Genomic DNA, 19,673 nt, shown 5'->3' on the forward strand with positions numbered 1-19,673 from the left:
TGGAAAATGAGGTGATTATAAAATATCAGAGATTATTGCTCAAAAACCACTTTTTTGTCTGTTTTAGCTGTTTTCACAATGTCATAAGGTCTGGATGATTTCTTAGTAAGATTTCCATTTTTGAGCTTTTCGACTTTTACAATTATGGTATTGCGGTTTTCGGTCATTTCTACAATATCGATCGAATGTCCGTCGTTGGGTTGCGTTTTATCAATTACAGCGATAACTTGATACTGGCTAAAATCAATATTTGTTTCTTTAAAACCTTTTGCTACATCGCTAGTAATATTCATTTCTTTCTTGAAATTATTCCAGGTTTTAGCATCTTTAATAACCAAATGTCTTTGCGCAATGCTTTGACTATTAGAAAAAGAATCTCCTTTGCCTACTAATGCAAATGGAACATCAGACTGTGGCAATTCATCATTATCACAGCTGACCAGCAAAAGCAGGATGCTAAGTATTAGTAAAATCTGTTTCATGGTTTTGGTTTTAGCTCGGAGAACTTTGGTGTAAAGTCTTATTTCTTAAACAGATGTTCTTTTTTATAAATGGTTGCTTAAAGGTAGTCAATTTTTGACAAACTTTAATTAATTTATATTAATAACGTCAGTTTGCATTAAAGATTGTAAGGACAAACGAAGAAAAGTTGGAAAAATTGTATTTCATGTGAAAAAAATCGTTTTATAGGTGTTTTGGAAATTAAACAAGTCAAAATAAATACGTTTGAAAAGAAACATTCAAATTATTTCTCCCAACTTTGCAAAACAATCTTTTAAATAAAAATTCAAATGGAATTTGGTAAAATCATTATTTCAGAAACGGCGGCAAATAGCGAAAATCCTCAAGATGTTGTCAATTCTAATATTTCGGTAATCAATTTAATGCGCGAAGAAAAAATAGACGATGATTTAATTCACGAAGATGCATTGATGAGTTACTACTTAGATTTTTACGCTTCGAAATATGCAGAAGGAAATTTTTCGAAGTTCGTTTATGATTCGGGTTGGAATAAAGAGTTGAATGAATTAATTGAAGAGGGTTTAGCTTTGATTGGTGCCGAAAAGCATTTGGAATTGTTTAAAGAACAATGCCGAAAACTGCGTTTACAAAGCAATATTAAATTAGGTAAATTTCTAAAAGAAAAATATGATGCCCCAAACGCTTTCAAGGATTTGCTGAATAACAACGCTTATTTTGAACTGGATGAAAACCTTGCTGAACTGAATGCGGCGTTTTTAAAATCGCATCCCGATACAGAAGTGCTTTCGGTAGAAGAAATGTTTAAAACACTGGAAGAATTTGTAGGTCACGAAATTAAGAGAGATTAAATTTTAATTTTTCTACTAAGGTTTGTAAGAAAATTATATATTTGGAATGCCCTAATTTCTAACAAATCAAAGCCTATGAAAAAAACGATTCTTTTGAGTACCGTTTTGATGTTTTTATTTTCCTGCGGGAAAGATGAAAAAGTTAAAAACGATGCTGAAACTCAGTATCAGGAACTACTTTCGGAGACGCAAGCACATCTTGGTCACAATAAAAAGCCACTAAGAAAACTCATTTTTAAAAATCTGGATGAGATCGAAGATTCAAAAGAAATGAATCTGAATCTGCTCTCAAAAGTGGCATCAAATTTAAAAATCAAATATTCGGATATTAAAATTAGTGAGACAAGTTCTATCAATTATGACGATCAAACTGCTTTTTTTGTCCTGACAACCGTTTCGCATGAAAAAAAAGCATTTAAAACCAACGATGATGATGAAGAGCTGGGAAATTATTTTCAGCGTAAATACTTATTTGTAAATCGAGAGGACGGAAGTATAATTGCTGAAGAGTTTGATGATAATTTAGGTTATTATGATAATGAAGCCATTCAGTTTTCAAAATCGCATATTCTGAAAGATTTGGTTTTTCTAAACGAAACTACTCCAGCAATTGCTTTTTATACAGAAGCCAATGCGAGCAGCCGAATTGTTTTGTATTCGGAGAAGAAATTTACATTAATAACTTTGGCCGATAAGGAGATAAAAAGGTTTTTATACGAATATCCAATTCGATTGACCAATGGTGATTCTAACGGAAGTGGAACTTTTCAAATAGAAACATTAGAAACCGGAATGAGTCTTTCGGATCATAAGACCAATGGTTATTTTGACTTGATCATATCTAAAAACTTTTATTATGAAGAAGCTATAGAAAATGATTTGGAAAATGGTATTGAAGAAAAAAGTGACTTGAAAATTAAAAAAGAATTAGAAAAAATCAAATATAACGGAAGAGAGTACGCTTTTCACAGAGATGATAGACATCGTTTTTTAGAGTAAAATCTTCAATTTCTAAATAACATTCAAAGGCACTTTTATAGTGCTTTTGCTGTTTATAGGAGATTTCGGTTTTACTGCAAAACTTTGACCTATTGTTAACAAACATTTCCTTAAATTTGCTTCCGTTATAAAAAATACAATAGTTATAAAAATCAAGCTATGTTACAAATTGCATTTATTAGAGAAAATCAAGAGAAAGTAATCAAAGCTTTAGCAAAGCGAAATATCGATGCTAAAAGCGTTGTTGAAGAGGTGGTTCAATTAGACGAAAATCGTCGTGCTGCACAGGTGGAATTAGACAATACTTTATCAGAATCTAATAAATTGTCCAAAGATATTGGTGAATTGATGAAAGCTGGCGAGAAAGCTAAAGCGGCGATCTTAAAAGAAAAAACAGTTTCACTAAAAGAAAAAAGCAAAGAACTGAGCGAAAAAGCAGAAGCTTTGGCTGTTGAGTTAACCAATAAATTATATACTTTACCAAACCTTCCGGCAGATATTGTTCCTGAAGGAAAAACTCCAGACGACAATTTGAATGTTTTCCAAGAAGGAGATATTCCGGCTTTGCACGAAGGTGCACAGCCTCACTGGGAATTGGTGAAGAAATATGATATTATCGATTTCGAATTGGGTGTAAAAATCACTGGAGCTGGATTTCCTGTTTATAAAGGAAAAGGAGCAAAGCTTCAACGCGCCTTGATCAATTATTTCTTAGACAAAAATACAGCTGCAGGATACAACGAAGTTCAGGTGCCACATTTGGTAAACGAAGCTTCAGGATATGGAACGGGGCAATTGCCTGACAAGGAAGGACAAATGTATCACGCTGGAATCGACGATTTGTATTTGATTCCAACTGCTGAGGTTCCGGTAACCAACTTGTTCCGCGATGTAATCTTAAACGAAAGCGAATTGCCTGTTTTACAAACAGCTTATACGCCATGTTTCCGTCGAGAAGCAGGTTCTTACGGAGCACACGTTCGCGGATTAAACCGTTTGCACCAATTTGATAAAGTAGAAATTGTTCGTATCGAACATCCTGATAATTCTTATGCAGCTCTTGACGGAATGGTAGAGCATGTAAAAGGTATTTTGAAAGAATTGAAATTGCCTTATAGAGTTTTACGTCTTTGCGGAGGAGATATGGGATTCACATCTGCTTTGACTTATGATTTTGAAGTGTTTTCTACCGCACAAGACCGCTGGTTAGAAATCAGTTCTGTTTCTAACTTTGAAACTTTCCAAGCAAACCGCTTGAAATTACGTTTCAAAGACAAAGACGGAAAAAATCAATTGGCACATACACTTAACGGAAGTTCATTGGCGCTTCCGCGTGTTTTAGCTGGAATTATTGAAAATTACCAAACTCCAGAAGGAATCGTAATACCAGAAGTTTTACGTCCTTACTGCGGATTTGATATTATAAATTAATTTAGTTGACAGTCTCAGTCTCAGTTTTCAGTTTCGACTGTGAACTGTGACTGAAACTGCGACTAAAAATTACCACTTATGAAAAACGGAATATTAAATTGGAACGTAGATCCTGTTATTTTCTGGATCACAGATAGTTTTCCGTTAAAATATTACGGAGCTCTTTTTGCCTGCGGGCTTCTTTTAGGTTTTTATATTGTTAGAAACATCTACAAAAAAGAAAACCTTTCTCTAGACAATCTTGATTCCTTATTGATTTATGTTATTGTCGGAACCGTTTTGGGTGCCAGACTTGGACATTGTTTCTTTTACGAACCTGATTATTTCTTCAAACATCCTATAGAAATTCTTTTACCAATCCAGAAGATTAAAGGCGTTTATCAGTTTGTGGGTTATCAAGGTTTGGCAAGCCACGGAGGTTCGATTGGAGTTATAACGGCTATGATTCTGTACTGCCGTAAATATAAAGTGCAATTCTTGGGACTTCTAGATAAAATGGCAGTTGCAGTTCCTATAACAGGTGCCTTTATCAGAATGGGGAATTTTATGAATTCTGAAATCTATGGAAAACCAACCAACGGAAATTGGGGAGTTGTTTTCCAAAGAGACGATTTGATTCCGAGACATCCAACGCAATTGTATGAGGCATTTGCTTATATATTGATTTTCGTGATTCTGTTTTATATGTACAAATCAGAAAAAATCAGAAACGCACAGGGATTAATCTTTGGAACTTTCTTAACTTTATTATTTACAGCTCGTTTTATAATTGAATTTTTCAAAGAAAATCAAGAAGCTTTCGAGAATAGTATGCTGATTAATATGGGACAGATTTTGAGTGTTCCGTTTATTTTAATTGGCTTAGGTTTGATTTTCTGGAAAACCAAGAAAGTCTCAGTGGACAGTGACAGTTTACAGTTTTAACAAGACTGAAAACCGCGACTGCGACTGCGACTGAAAACTTAAAAAGTATGAAAAACATATTGATGTATATCGTTTTGTTGTGTTCTGGTTTTGCGTTTGGCCAAAACGAGCAATTGGCTCAATATTACTACGACAAAGGAGATTTTGATAAAGCAAAAATTAGTTATGAAGAGCTTTTGAGAAGTGCGCCATCGAATACCCAGTATTTTTTAAGAACAGTCGATTGCTATCAGCAGTTGCAACAGTTCGCCAATGCAGAAAAAGCTATTCAAGATCGTTACAACCGATATAAACAAGGTGTTTTCTTGGTTGAATTGGGATATAATTTCCAGTTGCAGAAAAACGATTCGAAAGCTAAAAATTACTACGAACAGGCAATTGAAAAGATAAAAGTAAATCCAAATGATGTTTACGGAATTGCAAGTTCGTTTGAGAAAAAAGTATTGTTGGAATATGCTTTAAAATCGTATCAGACGGCAATGCAGGTTCAACCCAATTTCAATTTCAATTTTCAAATCGGAATGCTTTACGGTCAGTTGGGAAAAACCGATTTGATGATCGATTTATTATTGACGGAATCTTTTACAAACCCGCAGAACACCAATCTAATTCAGACACAATTGTCTCGATTCATGAATGGTGAAACCGATAATACGGCTTTTAAGGATGCCATGCGAAAAGCATTAATTCTTAAAACTCAAAAAGATCAGGACGTTTTCTGGAATCATTATTTAAGCTGGTTTTATGTACAGCAGAAAGAATTTGGAAAAGCGTTTATTCAGGAAAAAGCCATTTACAAGCGAGAACCAGAATCATTGATGAGCATTGTCAATTTGAGTCAGTTTGCCATGGACGAAGGAGACAACGATACAGCAGAAGAAATTCTGAACTTCATTCTCCAAAACACAAAAGATTTGGGTTTGTTGATTCAGTCAAATGCCTATTTGATGCAAATTAAGATCGACAAAGCTCAAGAAAAAGATTATCCAGTTATCGACCAGGAATTAAAGCAATTGCTGGCAACTTACGAAATCAGTCCTTTTACCTTATCTTTGCAAATTATTCAAGCACATTTTTTGGCTTTTAATTTGAAAAAAACAGAAGAAGGAAAGGCAGTGATCAAAAAAGCTTTAGAACTGAATCTAAACGAATATCAGAAAGCCGATGCTAAAATGGAGCTGGCCGATATTCTGCTTTTGGAAGAAAAATACAATCAGGCGCTGATTTATTATTCGCAAATTCAATTGGATTTAAAGAATGATGTCATGGCGCATGAAGCGAGTTTGAAAGCCGCAAAAACAAGTTATTACAAAGGCGATTTTGAATGGGCGAATAAACAATTTAAAGAATTAAAAGCGGCAAACACGCAATTGATTGCCAATGATGCTTTAGAATATTTTCTTTTAATTAATGATAATACAGCAGCTGATTCGACACAAGTCGCTTTGAAAGCATTTGCAAAAGGAGATTTTTTAATCTATCAGAATAAAAAACAGGAAGCAATTGCGCAGTTTCAGAATATCCTGAAAACCTATAAAGGTCAAGAAATTGAAGCGGTAACGTTATTGCGTTTAGGAAAAGTTTACGAAAGCCAGAAGGATTTTGCTTCGGCTTTAAGCCAATATCAGCAGATCATTGATAATCACAGCGACGGAATTTATGTGGATGAAGCGCTATTTTTCTCAGCCGAAATCTATAATGATGAGCTTAAAGATGTAGAAAAAGCAAAGCCTTTATATGAAAAGGTAATTTTTAACCATCAAGACAGTATTTACTTTGTCGATGCCAGGAAAAAATACCGAGAGTTGAGAGGGGATAAGAATTTATAAATAAGATTTTTAGATTGTTAGATCTTTAGACTTCTTAGATGAAAAATCGGAAAGTCTAAAAATCTAAGAAGTCTAAGAAGTCTAAGAAAGTCTAAAAGAAAAATGATTATTTACAACGTTACCACCAATATACACGAAAGCGTTCACGACCAATGGTTGAAATGGATGCAGGAAAAACATATACCAGAAATTCTGGCGACTAATAAATTTTCTTCAGCACGAATTGTAAAAGTTTTGGTTGAAGAAGAAATGGGCGGAATAACCTATTCTGTACAATATATAACAGACAGCAAAGAAACTTTAGAGAAGTTTTATATCGAAGATGAACCTGAATTCCACAGAGAAGCTTTAGGTTTATTTGCAGATAAAATGCTTTCTTTCAGAACAGAATTGGAAGTTATTTCTGAACATTAATAATTTTTGTTTTTTAGTTTTCATTAAAAGAAATATTATGGAGATTCGATTTCAAACAAAAGAAGAAAGTAATAAACAGCAGCAAGAAGATTTTCTGAAGCTATCAAAAACTGAAAGATTTTATAGCTTTTTACGCTTGAGCGAACGAATAAGCAGATTTCCGGTGAAAAGTAAAGTAGATAAAAACAAGGATAATTTCGTAATTGTTATAAAATCACAATAAATGTCAAAGCTTTGGGATCAGAATATTGATGAGTTTATATCATTAGCTGCTAAGCATAATGTTCGAATGCTTATGGTTGGAGGTGGTGCTGTGAATTTTCATGGGTATCAGAGACACTCTGCAGATGTTGATTTTTGGATAGAAACTACTGAGGAAAATTTTAAAAAATTATTGTTTGTCTTTAACGAAATGGGGTATGAAATTGATGATTTTCCTGAAAATGTAAAGCAGCAACAACAAAATATATCAATCAAATTTTCTCCTGTTGATTTAGATTTAGAGCTTATAACAAAGTTTTCAGTGAATAAAAGCTTTGAAGAGGCTTATAATGATAGTGAGGAAGTTACTGTAAATGGAAAAACATTTTTAAAATGGAATGTTTTGTCCTTGGAAGATTTGATTACAAGTAAAATTAAAGCAAATCGAGCAAAAGATTTATTCGATGTTCAACAACTACGTGAAATAAACAAAAAATAATACTTTGTGTCTTTGTTCCGATAGTTATCGGGATGTGGCAAAAAAAAATAAAGAAGCTTAGTGCCTTTGCAACAAAAAAGAATACTTTTGCAGCCTCGTGGCAAACAAGAAATGAAATGGAAAAAGTAAAAGCCAAAAAACATTTAGGACAGCACTTCCTTAAAGACGAAAGTATCGCAAAAGCAATTGCAGATACTTTGACTCTTAAAGGATACGATGAGGTTTTAGAAATAGGACCAGGGATGGGCGTGCTTACTAAGTATTTACTTGAAAAGCCAATTAATACACATGTTATAGAAATCGATACCGAGTCTGTAGCCTACTTGGATGCCAATTATCCAAAATTAAAAGACAAGATTATTTCTCAGGATTTCCTGAAATATAATATTAATGAAGTTTACCAAAATAAACAGTTTGCCATAATAGGCAACTTTCCGTACAATATTTCTTCTCAGATTGTTTTTAGAACATTAGAACTTAGAGATCAGATTCCAGAGTTTTCTGGAATGTTCCAAAAAGAAGTAGCCGAGCGCATCTGCGAAAAGAAAGGCTCAAAAACCTACGGAATACTATCAGTTTTAGCTCAGGCTTTCTATGATACAGAGTACCTGTTTACGGTTAATGAAAACGTTTTTATTCCTCCGCCCAAGGTGAAATCGGGTGTGATGAGAATGACCCGAAAGGAAGATTATAGTCTTCCTTGCAGCGAAAAGTTATTTTTTACAGTTGTAAAAACCGCTTTTCAGCAGAGACGAAAAACATTACGTAACAGTTTGAAAACATTAAATTTATCAGACAATTTGCGAGAAGACACTATCTTTGATAAACGTCCGGAGCAGTTAAGCGTAGATGAATTTATTGAACTAACTCTAAAAATAGAAGCCAATGGAGTTCAAAGTTAGTAAAGAATTTATACATCAGTTAGAGGAGCTGATCAATAAGAAAAACGACAGTGAACTGGAAGTTTTGCTTAATGATCTGCACCATGCGGATATTGCCGAAATTTTAGACGAATTAGATTTCGATGAGGCAACTTATATCTTCAAGGTTTTAGATAGTGATAAAACAGCCGAAATTCTTCTAGAACTAGAAGAAGATTTGCGCGAAAACATCTTAAGCAGACTTTCGCCAAAGGAAATTGCTGAAGAGCTTGATGAGCTTGAAACCAATGACGCTGCCGACATTATCGCCGAACTTTCGCAGGAAATAAAAGCAGAAGTAATCTCTGAGCTTGTCGACGTTGAACACGCCAAAGACATTGTTGATCTTTTGCGCTACGACGAAAACACGGCTGGTGGTTTGATGGGAAAGGAGCTTGTAAAAGTGAATGAAAACTGGACTGTCTTAACCTGTGTGAAAGAAATGCGTATTCAGGCAGAGAATGTTTCTAGAGTGCATTCCATCTACGTAGTTGACGATGAAAACCGATTAAAAGGAAGATTATCACTAAAAGATTTATTGACTTCTTCGACCAAAACTCAAATTGGTGACGTTTATATCCGAAAATTAAATTTTGTAAAAGTTGATACTGAAGATGTTGAGGTAGCTCGTATCATGCAGAAGTACGACTTAGAGGCTATTCCGGTTGTTGACGAGTTGGGCCGATTGGTCGGAAGAATTACCATCGACGACATCGTAGACGTAATCAAGGAAGAAGCTGATAAAGATTACCAGTTAGCGGCGGGTATTACGCAAGACGTTGAATCGAATGACAGTGTTTACGAATTAACCAAAGCGCGTTTGCCTTGGCTTTTGATCGGAATGGTAATCGAAATTGTGGCTTCTTTTGTATTGAAAGGAAATGAAGGAACTTTTCAAAAATATTCTACCTTAATCATATTTGTGCCTTTACTTTCTGCGACTGCAGGTAATATTGGTGTTCAAGCTTCAGCAATCGTGGTGCAAGGTTTGGCCAATGGAACTTTAAAAGATTTCAGCCGAGGTTATTTCACTAAAGAAATTACCGTTTCGATGATTTCAGGAAGTATTATTTCATTGCTTTTATTAGGATATCATTCTATAATGTATCAGCAATATTTGGTAGGATTTGCGATTTCAATTTCGATGATTGTGGTAATTCTTTTTGCCGCAACTTTAGGAACTTTAGTGCCACTTTTTCTTAACAAAAACAAAATTGATCCCGCGATTGCAACTGGTCCGTTTATTACAACGACCAACGACGTATTCGGAATCATGTTATACTTTGGAGTTGCAAATCTGATTCTTGGATTCTAGATTTTTGCCACAAATTAGCCTTTTGCAGTGATTTAAAATCTCTAAAATCTGCGTAATTTGCAGGCGGAAAATGCTGTTTACCAACCAGAAATAAATTAAAGCCAAACCAAAATGAAAGTACACATTATTGGAGGAGGAAACCTTGGGGTTTCTATTGCCTTGGGAATTGCCAAATTCTCGAAAAACAACCAAGTTACTGTCACTAGAAGAAACACTGCAAGTATTCAATATTTATCAGAATATGGAATTACAGTTTCTAACGATAATAAACACAACATTCAGGAAGCCGATGTTGTAATCTTAACCATAAAACCGTATCAGGTTGATACTGTTTTGGCCGAAATTCTGCCAGTTATCCAAAACAAAACAATTGCTTCTGCAGTAAGCGGATTGTCTTTGGATATGCTTCAGTCTAAAACCAATTATGAGTATCCTGTAGTGCGCATTATGCCAAATATTGCGGCTCAGTTTGGAGAATCGGCAACTTGTATTTCTTTCCCTGAAAAATATGCATCAAATGCGTCGCCAGTTGTTGACTTATTCCAAGATTTAGGAACGGCTCCTGTAATCGATGAAAAATTAATGGATGCAGCGACAGTTTTAGGTGCTTGCGGAACAGCATATGCATTACGTTATATTCGTGCGTCTATGCAAGCAGGAATCGAAATAGGATTTGATTCTAATACCGCTTTAGCAATTGCAGCTCAAACGGTAAAAGGAGCGGCTAAAATGCTTTTAGAAGAACGAGTGCACCCAGAACAATTAATTGACCGTGTAACAACACCGCAAGGCTGTACAATTGTCGGTTTAAATGAAATGGAGCATAATGGCTTCAGTTCATCATTAATCAAAGGAATCAAGACTTCTTTGAAACAAATCAAAGGTTAGGTTTTAAAGAAATTCTAATATTTTAAATTTCAATATTTAAATTCCAAATTCCAATTTTAAAGCTGGTGTTTGGAATTTTTTTGTTTTATAAATCTAACCACAGTTTTGTTATTCTTAGTTCCTAAGAATGACAAATATTATCGAATATCTTGGAATTTGAAATTTTTACTTTTTGGAATTTGCTTTAATAAGCTGAATATACTTTAATCCACACTCAGAAATCTTCGTATACGAATTCATCGCATTTCCGTAATTCTGAATTGTCAAAGTGTCTTTTACATACAAAGCATCTATTCCAACGGGGATTTCTAAATCTTTAGAATTATCAGAATCAGTATCATCTTCATTGCTAATATCGCCTTCGTATTCGTCCCATTGAATTCCTTCTAAAGAAATATATTTTTCGCCAGAACTACTTTTAGAAAAAATAGCTTTTCCTTTTAAACTTCTGTTTTGAGTCGTAAAAGTATATTTATAGTCTTTTTTATCTTTCGAGATAGTCAATGAGATATTGCAATCTTCAGCTTTAGAAATATAAGTTCCAGAAATAGAATCTTTCGCAGATACGACTGGTTTTTTATTGCTAAAGGAAATTATTCTTTCGGGTTTTTTATCTGATATAGTTTCGGTTTTCTTATTGCACGATACGATAATCGATCCAAAAATAGAAAGATATAGAAGATATTTCGGTTTGTAATTATTGATCATCCTTTGTTGGTCTTTTTGTTGAGAATATATTTTAAATATAAAAAACCTGTTAAACCTGCTAAAAATGAAGCAATAAGAATCGCTATTTTAGAAAAAACAATGATTTCAGGATTTTTGAAAGCAAGAACCGTAATAAATATTGACATGGTGAAACCAATTCCGCCTAGCATTCCTGCGCCTAAAATATGTGCCCATTTTAAGTTTTTAGGCAACATGCACAAACCAGATGTTACGCCAACAGACGAGAAAAGCAAAATTCCTAGCGGTTTGCCCACTACAAGTCCGAGAATGATTCCGTATGTGTTAACGTGATTAAGGCCTTCATGCCAGTTTTCAGTGATTGTTAAGGCCGTATTGGCTACTGCAAACAATGGAAGGATAAAAAAAGCAACGGGCTGATGTAAAAAGTGCTGTAATCGATACGATGAGGTTTTTTCTCCGCCATCGCCAAACGGAATTACAAATGCTAAAATTACTCCTGTAATGGTTGCATGAACGCCTGAATTAAGCATAAAATACCACATTATGGCTCCGCCAACTAAATACGGAATCAGATTGTGGATTTTCATTCGGTTTAAGATGAATAATAAACCCCAGATTCCAAGTGCGATTCCAAGATTCAAAAAAGAAATTGATGTGGTGTAAAAAACGGCAATAACTATTATGGCTCCTAAATCGTCAATAACAGCCAAAGCGGTTAAAAAGACTTTTAAGGAAGCAGGCACTTTGTTTCCAAGAAGCGACAAAATTCCGATGGCAAAAGCAATATCGGTAGCCATAGGAATTCCGGCTCCATTTTGTGTGGTTGTTCCGTAATTTAAAGCCAAGAAAATCGCTGCAGGAACTAGCATTCCTCCAAAAGCCGCCATAATTGGAAGAGAAGCATTTTTAATATTAGATAATTCGCCATGATAAATCTCGCGTTCCAACTCCAATCCGATCAAGAGGAAGAAAATAGTCATCAATCCGTCGTTGATCCAGTCGGTTATAGAATGTCCTGCAATTTCTTTTTCCCAAAAAGCAACGTATGGAACTTGAACAGAAGAGTTAGCGAGATAAAGAGATAAAATCGTGACAAAGAGCAAGATGATTCCTCCCGATTTTTCGTTTTCAAAAAAGGCTTTAAAAGTCTTGGTAAGTTTCATTAGGGAAGATTTTCTGAAGATTTATATGATGGATTGCGAAATCCTTATTCTTTCAAAGTTAAAAAAAAATCCGAGCAATAAAAAGTTTAGGAGCAAAGGCGCAAAGATTCAGAGGTTCAAAGTTTATTATCACTGGTAAAACTTTGCGGCTTTGTGTCTTTGCGAGATTAAATTAACCGTATTTTTGTTTGCATAAAAATTCAATTAAAATGAGCATAAAAATTCTTCATATCGACAGCAATAATCCAATTCTTTGGAATCAATTAGAAGAAGCTGGTTTTGAAAACCACGCCGATTTTAAATCTTCAAAAGAAGAAATCGAAGCAAAAATTCAAGATTATAACGGAATCGTAATTCGAAGCCGATTCAAGATTGATAAGACTTTTTTGGACGCTGCAACAAATTTGCAATTTATTGCAAGAGTTGGTGCCGGCCTGGAAAGCATTGATTGTGAATATGCTTCAGCAAAAGGAATTAATCTAATTGCTGCTCCAGAGGGAAATCGCAACGCTGTTGCAGAACATTCGTTGGGAATGATTTTGTCATTGTTTAATAATTTAAATCAAGCTGATACTGAAGTAAAAGCGGGGCATTGGAATCGTGAAAGCAATCGTGGTCATGAATTGGATTTAAAAACAGTTGGGATTATCGGTTATGGAAATATGGGAAAAGCTTTTGCCAAAAAATTAAGAGGTTTTGAAACAGAGGTTTTATGCTACGACATTTTAGATAATGTTGGCGACGAAAATGCGAAACAGGTTTCATTGGAAGAATTACGCGAAAAAGTAGATGTTTTAAGCCTTCACCTTCCTTGGACACCAGAAACAGATAAAATGATCAACAAAAGCTTTATAAATGCGTTTAAAAAGCCGTTTTGGATTATAAACACTTCGCGTGGTAAAAACATCGTTACAGCCGATTTAGTTGAAGCAATGAAAGAGAAAAAAGTATTAGGAGCTGGTTTGGATGTTTTGGAATATGAAAAACTTTCTTTTGAAACTTTATTTCAAGAAAACAATACGCCGGAAGCGCTTCAATATCTTATGGAAGCTAAAAATGTCTTGCTGACGCCTCATATTGCGGGTTGGACTTTTGAAAGCCATGAACGTCTAGCACAGGTAATTGTTGACAAAATTAAAGCTGTGTATGGCAAAAACTAGGCTGCAACCCTTTAGAATTTAATAACGAGTTTTTTCCTGTAAATTTTATTTAGTGAGATTAGTTTTATTTGTTAATTTTTAATAATATTGTTTCCGAATTTTAAAAGAATGAGTCTAAATAGATTTGTTTTTGAAGTTTGGAGAAAGCCGAAAATCCGAAGAGTAGGAATTAATAAATTTTTTAAACGAAGATGGAATTACAAGAAACATCGAATAATTTTGAAGAACAAATCCCAGTATTTAAAGTAGATCCTATCATGGTTTTACTATTTGGATTTTTAACTTGCGGATTGTATTTAATTTATTGGAATATTAAAGTAGCTGAGGTTTTTAATGCTGTGGCAAAAAGAGAAGTTATTTCACAGCCAGTTGCAATTTTTGCAGGTTGTTGTATGCCAGTTAATATTTATTTCTACTACTTGGCTGGTAAAGATGCTTTGCCAAAAGTGTATGAGAAAACTGGTGAACTTCAAAAAGACCAATCTACTTTATTAATTGTTTTAGGATTCTTTTTTCCTATTGCGGCGGCAATGATTGTACAAGGTGATATCAACAGATTATATAAATAATACCCAAACAAGACGTAAAATTTACGGAATTATCGGTGCAGCAATTACACTGATAGTTCCGTTTTTTTTAATGCTTCATAATCATAATGATCATTTAGAAACCGATCAGTCATTATGCCCTTTTAAGATGCTGACAGGTTTTCCGTGTCCAGGATGCGGAATTACCAAATCCTTAGTCTATTTTTATCAGGGAGATCTATACAAATCAATTTCTTATCATATTTTGGGTCCTTTTGTTATTGCTTTTTGTGCTGTAACGATTGTTGTTTTGACTACAGAATTAATTACCAAAAAAGAATATTTTAACGCACTTTTATACAACAGAAAGTTGGCTTATGGATTGGCTATTTTTCTAGGCGTTTATCATCTTATAAGATTGATTTTATTTGTGAGAAACAACTCTTTTGATGATATCTTGCATCAGTCAATTTGGTTTTAAAATCCAATAATCTGATTTTGCAACAATCAGATTTGTTTGTTTAAGTACAGTTTTAAGAATACTAAAAAATTAAGATCATGGAAAATACAAAGAGAGAAGATTGGAACAATCCGCGTTACGGACAGGAAAATAAAAAAGTGCTAGCTGGGATTCTAGCTATTTTATTAGGATATCTAGGAATCCATAAGTTTTATTTGGGTTACACCAAAGAAGGAATAATTCAGCTTCTTCTAGGTTTGGCTTTTGGAATTGGCGGTATAATTGGAGTTATCGAAGGAATTATATATTTGACCAGAGACGATGAAGAATTTTATCAAACGTACCAAATTGGTTATAAAGGCTGGTTTTAAAAGAAAATATATTTATCTCTAAATCCCATTCAGAAATGAATGGGATTTTTTTATGCTTAAAAATGTCGTTTTCTAATACAATTTTGACTTTTATGTCCTGAAAATTAAATCAATAGTGGGTAACCTTGCGCTTAGTTAAAAAGTAAAGGAGAAACCGAAAATCCTTAAGAGTAGGGAAATTTTAAAAGATTTGTTATGTTAGAAATGTACAAAAAGGTAGTTTTTGAGAACTACGCAAATTTTAGTGGAAGAGCTAGAAGACAAGAATATTGGATGTTCTTTTTGTTGAATATCATCATTAGTTTTGTTCTTGGTTTTGTTGCAGGATTAATTTCTCCAAGTTTAGTAATAATTGCTAATGTTTACAGTTTAGCGGTTTTACTTCCTGGAATTGCAGTAGGAGTTAGAAGAATGCATGATGTGGGTAAAAGCGGATGGTTTATTTTAATCCCATTTTACAATCTATACTTATGCTGTATCGAGGGTGAAAAAGGGCCAAATCAATATGGTGCTGATCCTAAAAATCAATTAGAAGAAATTAATGAAATAGGGAAAGAATAATTTTTCTCGTTTGAATAAAAAAAGCCGTTTCAATTTTTTGAAACGGCTTTTTAAGTTTTATTAATCTTCTTTCTCAGATAATTTCTTTTCTAATTCGATTTGAAACTCTTCAATTACAGGTTTCATCGTGCTTTCTGGAATATCTGCAATTCTAATGTACATTAAACCATCAATTGCATTATTGAATAACGGATCAACGTTGAAAGCTACTACTCTGGCGTTTTGTTTGATGTATTTCTTAATTAAAACAGGCAGACGTAAGTTTCCTGGTTCCAATTCATCAATGATTTTGTCAAACTTATTCAAATCAGATTCTGCTTCGTCAAAAATAAAATCTTTGTCAGCGTCTTTCAGTTTTACTTTGTACGCTTTCTTAGGGTGAATGTATTGCGCAATATACGGATCGTAATAATTCGATTTCATAAACTCAATCATCAATGATTTAGAGAAATCTGAAAACTGATTACTGATACTTACTCCGCCAACCAAATATTTGTGTTCAGGATGACGCAAAGTAGTATGGATAATACCTTTCCATAACAAGAATAAAGGCATTGGTTTTTGCTGATATTCTTTTACGATAAACGCACGACCCATTTCGATCGATTTGTGCATCATATCATGTAATTCTGGTTCAAATCTAAAAAGATCGGTCAGATAAAAACCTTCAATACCGTATTTTGGATAGATTTCAGAACCTAATCCCATACGATAGGCACCGGCGATTTTTTTGGTTTCATCATCCCATAAAAACATATGGTGATAATATTGATCGTATTCGTCAATATCAATAGATTCGTTTGTTCCTTCACCAACTTCACGGAAAGTAATTTCGCGTAAACGTCCAATTTCGTGTAAAATATTCGGAATTTCCTTTGCGCTTGCAAAGAAAACTTCATAATTTTTGCTTTGTAAAAACCTGCTGTCACTATCACGTAATGCCTGAACTTCATCAATCAATTTTGATTCGCTTGCAGGCGTAACAATTTTTTTAGGCGCTTTAGGTATTTTAAGGCTCGCGGTGTCAATCAGTTTGGTGTCTTTCTCAAACGGATTAGCCAGCATATAGGTTTTCTTTCTTAAGAATTCTGAGTATTCTTCAAAAGATTCAATTTCATTTTGTTCACTTACAGAAATCGGTTTTCCAATACGCACTTTAATAACGCGGTCTTTTTGTGTTAAAAGTTCAGAAGGTAATTTTGCAGTACGTAAAGTATCATCAATTTTAGAAAGCCAGTAGAATAATTTACTGTTTTTGGCATGAAAGTAAATAGGAACAACCGGAACTTTGGCTTTTCTGATTAGTTTAATAGCACCTTCTTCCCAAGGTTTGTCCACTACTAATTTACCGTCTTTGTAAGTTGAAACTTCACCCGCAGGAAAAATTCCTAAAGGTTTTCCGTCGCTCAAATGACGTAATGTTTCTTTAATACCAATTACGCTCGATTTTGCATCCTTGTGATTTTCAAAAGGATTAACCGGCATAATGTATTTTTTCATCGGAACAATTCTATGTAATAAGAAATTGGCAATGATTTTGAAATTTGGCTCTCTTTCAAGCATCAATTTCAAAAGCAAAATTCCATCAATTCCTCCAAGCGGATGATTAGAAATGGTTATATACGCACCATCTTTTGGCAGACGTTTTAAATCTTCTTCAGGGATTTCGAACTTAATTTCCATTTCGTCCAAAATTCCATTCAAAAAGTCAAGGTCTTCCAAATGTTTATTACGATCGTAAATTTTATTAAGGGTCGAGATCTTAAGAACCTTCATAAGAATCCAGCCAGAAAAGGTACCGAAAACTCCGTACTTTTCAACATTTATTGCCTTTGCAACTTCTTTCGCGGTAACTAAACCCATGTACTACTTTTAATTTATTAGAACAGCGAACAAAGATAACAAAAAAGTCTACTTTTCATTGTTTCCAAGATAAACTTTGCACTTTTTTATTACATTTGGAATCCTAAAAAAATCACTGATGAAAATTATTTCTTATAATGTAAACGGAATTAGAGCGGCAATAAACAAAGGCTTTATCGAATGGCTGCAACAAGCAAATCCTGACGTAATATGTCTTCAGGAAATAAAAGCTACACAGGATCAAATTCCGGTAGATGATATTACTGCAGCAGGTTATCCGTTTCAATATTACTATCCTGCAACCAAAAAAGGGTACAGCGGAGTAGCAATTCTTTCTAAAACAAAACCGAATAATATTGTTTACGGAACAGGAATTCATCACATGGATTTTGAGGGAAGAAATCTTCGTGCAGATTTTGATGATGTTTCGGTAATGAGTTTATATCTTCCATCTGGAACAAACATTGAAAGGCTAGATCATAAATTTATGTTTATGGATGATTTTCAAAATTATATTAATGAATTAAAACTTACGGTTCCCAATCTGATTATCTGCGGAGATTATAACATCTGTCACGAAGCGATAGACATTCATGATCCGGTTCGCAATAAAACGGTTTCAGGATTTCTTCCTGCAGAACGCGCTTGGTTGGATGCCTTCATGAAATCTGGCTTTATCGATAGTTTCCGTCATTTCAACAAAGAACCGCATCATTATTCTTGGTGGAGTTACCGTGCTGGAGCAAGAGGAAATAACAAAGGTTGGCGTATTGATTATAATTTGGTAAGCAATGTTTTAGAGCACAGGTTAAAAAGAGCTGTTATACTTCCAGATGCTATGCATTCAGATCATTGCCCGATTTTAGTTGAGATAGATTAATTTTTGGTATTGTTCTTGCTGAAAAGTTTAAGTTTTAAAATTGCAATTGGCATTGAATTTTGAAATTTAAAAATTATTAAACGCCCAAAATAAAAACCAATTAAAGAGATGATTAAAAAAGCCTCCATCGGATTACTAGCATTAGCCTTGTCCACGACTTCATGTGTTTCTAAGAAAATTTACAATGATCTTGAAACCAAATATTCTGATTTGAAAAAAGAAAACCGTTCTATTGCTGATGAAAACGAAAGTTTAAAGAAAGCGAAGAATCAGTTAGAAACCGATCGTGATAAATTGACTAAAGATTTAGCAAATGCTAATGATGATTTGGCAAAACAAAAAGCTGATCTTGCTGCCGAGCAAAAGAAATACAAAGTGCTTCAGGATTCTTATAATGCATTGGAAAAAAACAGCAATGATGCATTAGAGAAAAACATGGCTAAAAACCGTGAATTATTAGCGCAGTTGGAAGCAAAAGGAAAAGCTCTTGCAGATGAGCAAGCTCGTTTGGATAAAACGGCTAATCGTTTGAAAGAACTTGAAGATATGATTGCAGCAAAAGAAGAAGCAATGCGTAAACTGAAAGAAACTTTATCTAAAGCTTTAACTGGTTTTGAAGGTAAAGGTTTGACAGTGGAACATAAAAATGGAAAAGTATATGTTTCTATGGAAAACAAATTGCTTTTCAATTCAGGAAGCTGGGCTGTTGGCGCCGAAGGTAGAAAAGCAGTTGTAGAACTTGGAAAAGTTTTAGGTGATAATCCAGATCTTTCTGTTTTGATTGAAGGACATACAGACGATGATCCGTACGCTGGTTCTGGACCAATTGCAAATAACTGGGATTTATCGACAAAAAGAGCAACTGCAATCGTTGCGATTTTAAGCGAGAATCCTAAAATCAATAAACAAAAATTAACTGCAGCAGGACGTAGCGAGTTTTCTCCACTAGCAAGCAACGCAACTCCAGAAGGAAAAGCTAAAAACCGTAGAATCGAAATTATCTTGACTCCAAGATTAGACGAGATTGCGGAGATGCTTAATAGTATTAATTAAGTTGCTAAGGTTCTGAGATACTAAGGGCCTAAGATTCAAAAAAGGATTCAAGTTTTACTTGAATCCTTTTTTATTGGTAATAAGAAAACTTAGAATCTTAGCAACTTAGTACACTAGTAAAAGATTCTTATTCTTTTTTAACTATTGTGAAATTCTCATTTGAAAAATCCTGTTGTATCTTTGAAGCTAATAAT

At 34.1% G+C, this 19,673-nt stretch carries 21 protein-coding genes; 17 read left to right on the forward strand and 4 right to left on the reverse strand.

The window, feature by feature from the left end; translation table 11 throughout:
- Nucleotides 1-32: 32 nt before the first annotated feature.
- Nucleotides 33-482 (reverse strand): protease complex subunit PrcB family protein, encoded by a 450-nt coding sequence (locus tag BB050_RS08495; protein ID WP_066033280.1) that lies wholly within the window; start codon nt 480-482, stop codon nt 33-35.
- 309 nt (nt 483-791) lie between these two features.
- Here BB050_RS08495 and BB050_RS08500 point away from each other — a divergent pair, with 309 nt between their 5' ends.
- From BB050_RS08500 to proC, 10 genes are all read left to right on the forward strand, one after another.
- Nucleotides 792-1,331 carry a DMP19 family protein gene (locus BB050_RS08500; protein ID WP_008465519.1) on the forward strand — a complete coding sequence of 180 codons (540 nt, stop codon included), beginning with the start codon at nt 792-794 and terminating at the stop codon, nt 1,329-1,331.
- A gap of 75 nt (nt 1,332-1,406) precedes the next feature.
- Nucleotides 1,407-2,330, forward strand: a complete 924-nt coding sequence (locus BB050_RS08505; protein ID WP_066033281.1) for a hypothetical protein — start codon at nt 1,407-1,409, stop codon at nt 2,328-2,330.
- A gap of 159 nt (nt 2,331-2,489) precedes the next feature.
- Nucleotides 2,490-3,761, forward strand: coding sequence for a serine--tRNA ligase (gene serS, locus BB050_RS08510; protein ID WP_008465517.1), 1,272 nt, complete (start codon nt 2,490-2,492; stop codon nt 3,759-3,761).
- Between the two features lie 78 nt (nt 3,762-3,839).
- Nucleotides 3,840-4,685 carry a prolipoprotein diacylglyceryl transferase gene (lgt, locus tag BB050_RS08515; RefSeq protein WP_066033282.1) on the forward strand — a complete coding sequence of 282 codons (846 nt, stop codon included), beginning with the start codon at nt 3,840-3,842 and terminating at the stop codon, nt 4,683-4,685.
- Nucleotides 4,686-4,732: 47 nt separating this feature from the next.
- Complete coding sequence (locus tag BB050_RS08520; RefSeq protein ID WP_066033283.1) at nt 4,733-6,514, forward strand: tetratricopeptide repeat protein; 1,782 nt, start codon at nt 4,733-4,735, stop codon at nt 6,512-6,514.
- A gap of 102 nt (nt 6,515-6,616) precedes the next feature.
- Complete coding sequence (locus BB050_RS08525; protein WP_008465514.1) at nt 6,617-6,928, forward strand: DUF4286 family protein; 312 nt, start codon at nt 6,617-6,619, stop codon at nt 6,926-6,928.
- Between the two features lie 223 nt (nt 6,929-7,151).
- Nucleotides 7,152-7,628, forward strand: a complete 477-nt coding sequence (locus BB050_RS08535; protein ID WP_066033285.1) for a nucleotidyl transferase AbiEii/AbiGii toxin family protein — start codon at nt 7,152-7,154, stop codon at nt 7,626-7,628.
- Nucleotides 7,629-7,744: 116 nt separating this feature from the next.
- The gene (gene rsmA, locus BB050_RS08540; RefSeq protein WP_066035122.1) at nt 7,745-8,530 is read left to right on the forward strand and encodes a 16S rRNA (adenine(1518)-N(6)/adenine(1519)-N(6))-dimethyltransferase RsmA; all 786 of its coding nucleotides are present in this window, start codon (nt 7,745-7,747) and stop codon (nt 8,528-8,530) included.
- Nucleotides 8,514-9,863 (forward strand): magnesium transporter, encoded by a 1,350-nt coding sequence (mgtE, locus tag BB050_RS08545; protein ID WP_008465512.1) that lies wholly within the window; start codon nt 8,514-8,516, stop codon nt 9,861-9,863. The genes rsmA and mgtE overlap by 17 nt, the downstream gene beginning before the upstream one ends.
- A gap of 111 nt (nt 9,864-9,974) precedes the next feature.
- A complete protein-coding gene (gene proC / locus BB050_RS08550) occupies nt 9,975-10,751 on the forward strand; it encodes a pyrroline-5-carboxylate reductase (protein WP_066033286.1) in 777 nt (258 codons plus the stop codon).
- A 165-nt stretch (nt 10,752-10,916) separates the two neighbouring features.
- Here proC and BB050_RS08555 read toward each other — a convergent pair whose 3' ends face one another.
- Together BB050_RS08555 and nhaA are read right to left on the reverse strand one after the other, a co-directional pair.
- Nucleotides 10,917-11,459: a hypothetical protein gene (locus tag BB050_RS08555; protein WP_066033287.1), complete on the reverse strand. Its 543-nt coding sequence runs from the start codon at nt 11,457-11,459 to the stop codon at nt 10,917-10,919.
- Nucleotides 11,456-12,604, reverse strand: coding sequence for a Na+/H+ antiporter NhaA (gene nhaA, locus BB050_RS08560; protein WP_066033288.1), 1,149 nt, complete (start codon nt 12,602-12,604; stop codon nt 11,456-11,458). Before nhaA ends, BB050_RS08555 begins: the two co-directional genes overlap by 4 nt.
- Before the next feature lie 209 nt (nt 12,605-12,813).
- Here nhaA and BB050_RS08565 point away from each other — a divergent pair, with 209 nt between their 5' ends.
- The 5 genes from BB050_RS08565 (at nt 12,814) to BB050_RS08585 (ending at nt 15,683) form a co-directional block, all read left to right on the forward strand.
- Nucleotides 12,814-13,764 carry a 2-hydroxyacid dehydrogenase gene (locus tag BB050_RS08565; protein WP_066033289.1) on the forward strand — a complete coding sequence of 317 codons (951 nt, stop codon included), beginning with the start codon at nt 12,814-12,816 and terminating at the stop codon, nt 13,762-13,764.
- A gap of 191 nt (nt 13,765-13,955) precedes the next feature.
- Complete coding sequence (locus tag BB050_RS08570; RefSeq protein WP_008465507.1) at nt 13,956-14,333, forward strand: DUF4234 domain-containing protein; 378 nt, start codon at nt 13,956-13,958, stop codon at nt 14,331-14,333.
- Nucleotides 14,308-14,772 carry a DUF2752 domain-containing protein gene (locus BB050_RS08575; protein WP_008465506.1) on the forward strand — a complete coding sequence of 155 codons (465 nt, stop codon included), beginning with the start codon at nt 14,308-14,310 and terminating at the stop codon, nt 14,770-14,772. Before BB050_RS08570 ends, BB050_RS08575 begins: the two co-directional genes overlap by 26 nt.
- Nucleotides 14,773-14,849: 77 nt before the next feature.
- Nucleotides 14,850-15,122: a TM2 domain-containing protein gene (locus tag BB050_RS08580; RefSeq protein WP_066033290.1), complete on the forward strand. Its 273-nt coding sequence runs from the start codon at nt 14,850-14,852 to the stop codon at nt 15,120-15,122.
- 195 nt (nt 15,123-15,317) lie between these two features.
- On the forward strand, nt 15,318-15,683 hold the full coding sequence (locus BB050_RS08585; protein WP_066033291.1) for a DUF805 domain-containing protein: 366 nt from the start codon (nt 15,318-15,320) through the stop codon (nt 15,681-15,683).
- A gap of 60 nt (nt 15,684-15,743) precedes the next feature.
- Here BB050_RS08585 and BB050_RS08590 read toward each other — a convergent pair whose 3' ends face one another.
- Complete coding sequence (locus tag BB050_RS08590; protein ID WP_008465499.1) at nt 15,744-17,546, reverse strand: GNAT family N-acyltransferase; 1,803 nt, start codon at nt 17,544-17,546, stop codon at nt 15,744-15,746.
- Between the two features lie 118 nt (nt 17,547-17,664).
- Here BB050_RS08590 and BB050_RS08595 point away from each other — a divergent pair, with 118 nt between their 5' ends.
- Both BB050_RS08595 and BB050_RS08600 read left to right on the forward strand, forming a co-directional pair.
- On the forward strand, nt 17,665-18,426 hold the full coding sequence (locus tag BB050_RS08595; protein WP_066033292.1) for an exodeoxyribonuclease III: 762 nt from the start codon (nt 17,665-17,667) through the stop codon (nt 18,424-18,426).
- Between the two features lie 108 nt (nt 18,427-18,534).
- A complete protein-coding gene (locus tag BB050_RS08600; protein WP_008465496.1) occupies nt 18,535-19,479 on the forward strand; it encodes an OmpA/MotB family protein in 945 nt (314 codons plus the stop codon).
- The last annotated feature ends 194 nt before the right edge of the window (nt 19,480-19,673 follow it).

This window comes from Flavobacterium anhuiense (genome assembly GCF_001705175.1).
GTDB classification, from domain to species: Bacteria; Bacteroidota; Bacteroidia; order Flavobacteriales; family Flavobacteriaceae; genus Flavobacterium; species Flavobacterium anhuiense.

Bases quoted from the DNA above. Each gene is read 5' to 3' on its own strand.
- mgtE (WP_008465512.1), top strand. From the start codon at position 8,514: ATGGAGTTCAAAGTTAGTAAAGAATTTATACATCAGTTAGAGGAGCTG.
- BB050_RS08570 (WP_008465507.1), top strand. From the start codon at position 13,956: ATGGAATTACAAGAAACATCGAATAATTTTGAAGAACAAATCCCAGTA.
- BB050_RS08565 (WP_066033289.1), top strand. From the start codon at position 12,814: ATGAGCATAAAAATTCTTCATATCGACAGCAATAATCCAATTCTTTGG.
- serS (WP_008465517.1), top strand. From the start codon at position 2,490: ATGTTACAAATTGCATTTATTAGAGAAAATCAAGAGAAAGTAATCAAA.
- BB050_RS08535 (WP_066033285.1), top strand. From the start codon at position 7,152: ATGTCAAAGCTTTGGGATCAGAATATTGATGAGTTTATATCATTAGCT.
- BB050_RS08590 (WP_008465499.1), bottom strand. From the start codon at position 17,546: ATGGGTTTAGTTACCGCGAAAGAAGTTGCAAAGGCAATAAATGTTGAA.
- BB050_RS08580 (WP_066033290.1), top strand. From the start codon at position 14,850: ATGGAAAATACAAAGAGAGAAGATTGGAACAATCCGCGTTACGGACAG.
- BB050_RS08505 (WP_066033281.1), top strand. From the start codon at position 1,407: ATGAAAAAAACGATTCTTTTGAGTACCGTTTTGATGTTTTTATTTTCC.
- nhaA (WP_066033288.1), bottom strand. From the start codon at position 12,604: ATGAAACTTACCAAGACTTTTAAAGCCTTTTTTGAAAACGAAAAATCG.
- BB050_RS08500 (WP_008465519.1), top strand. From the start codon at position 792: ATGGAATTTGGTAAAATCATTATTTCAGAAACGGCGGCAAATAGCGAA.
- lgt (WP_066033282.1), top strand. From the start codon at position 3,840: ATGAAAAACGGAATATTAAATTGGAACGTAGATCCTGTTATTTTCTGG.
- BB050_RS08595 (WP_066033292.1), top strand. From the start codon at position 17,665: ATGAAAATTATTTCTTATAATGTAAACGGAATTAGAGCGGCAATAAAC.
- BB050_RS08585 (WP_066033291.1), top strand. From the start codon at position 15,318: ATGTTAGAAATGTACAAAAAGGTAGTTTTTGAGAACTACGCAAATTTT.
- BB050_RS08555 (WP_066033287.1), bottom strand. From the start codon at position 11,459: ATGATCAATAATTACAAACCGAAATATCTTCTATATCTTTCTATTTTT.
- BB050_RS08525 (WP_008465514.1), top strand. From the start codon at position 6,617: ATGATTATTTACAACGTTACCACCAATATACACGAAAGCGTTCACGAC.
- proC (WP_066033286.1), top strand. From the start codon at position 9,975: ATGAAAGTACACATTATTGGAGGAGGAAACCTTGGGGTTTCTATTGCC.
- rsmA (WP_066035122.1), top strand. From the start codon at position 7,745: ATGGAAAAAGTAAAAGCCAAAAAACATTTAGGACAGCACTTCCTTAAA.
- BB050_RS08520 (WP_066033283.1), top strand. From the start codon at position 4,733: ATGAAAAACATATTGATGTATATCGTTTTGTTGTGTTCTGGTTTTGCG.
- BB050_RS08495 (WP_066033280.1), bottom strand. From the start codon at position 482: ATGAAACAGATTTTACTAATACTTAGCATCCTGCTTTTGCTGGTCAGC.
- BB050_RS08600 (WP_008465496.1), top strand. From the start codon at position 18,535: ATGATTAAAAAAGCCTCCATCGGATTACTAGCATTAGCCTTGTCCACG.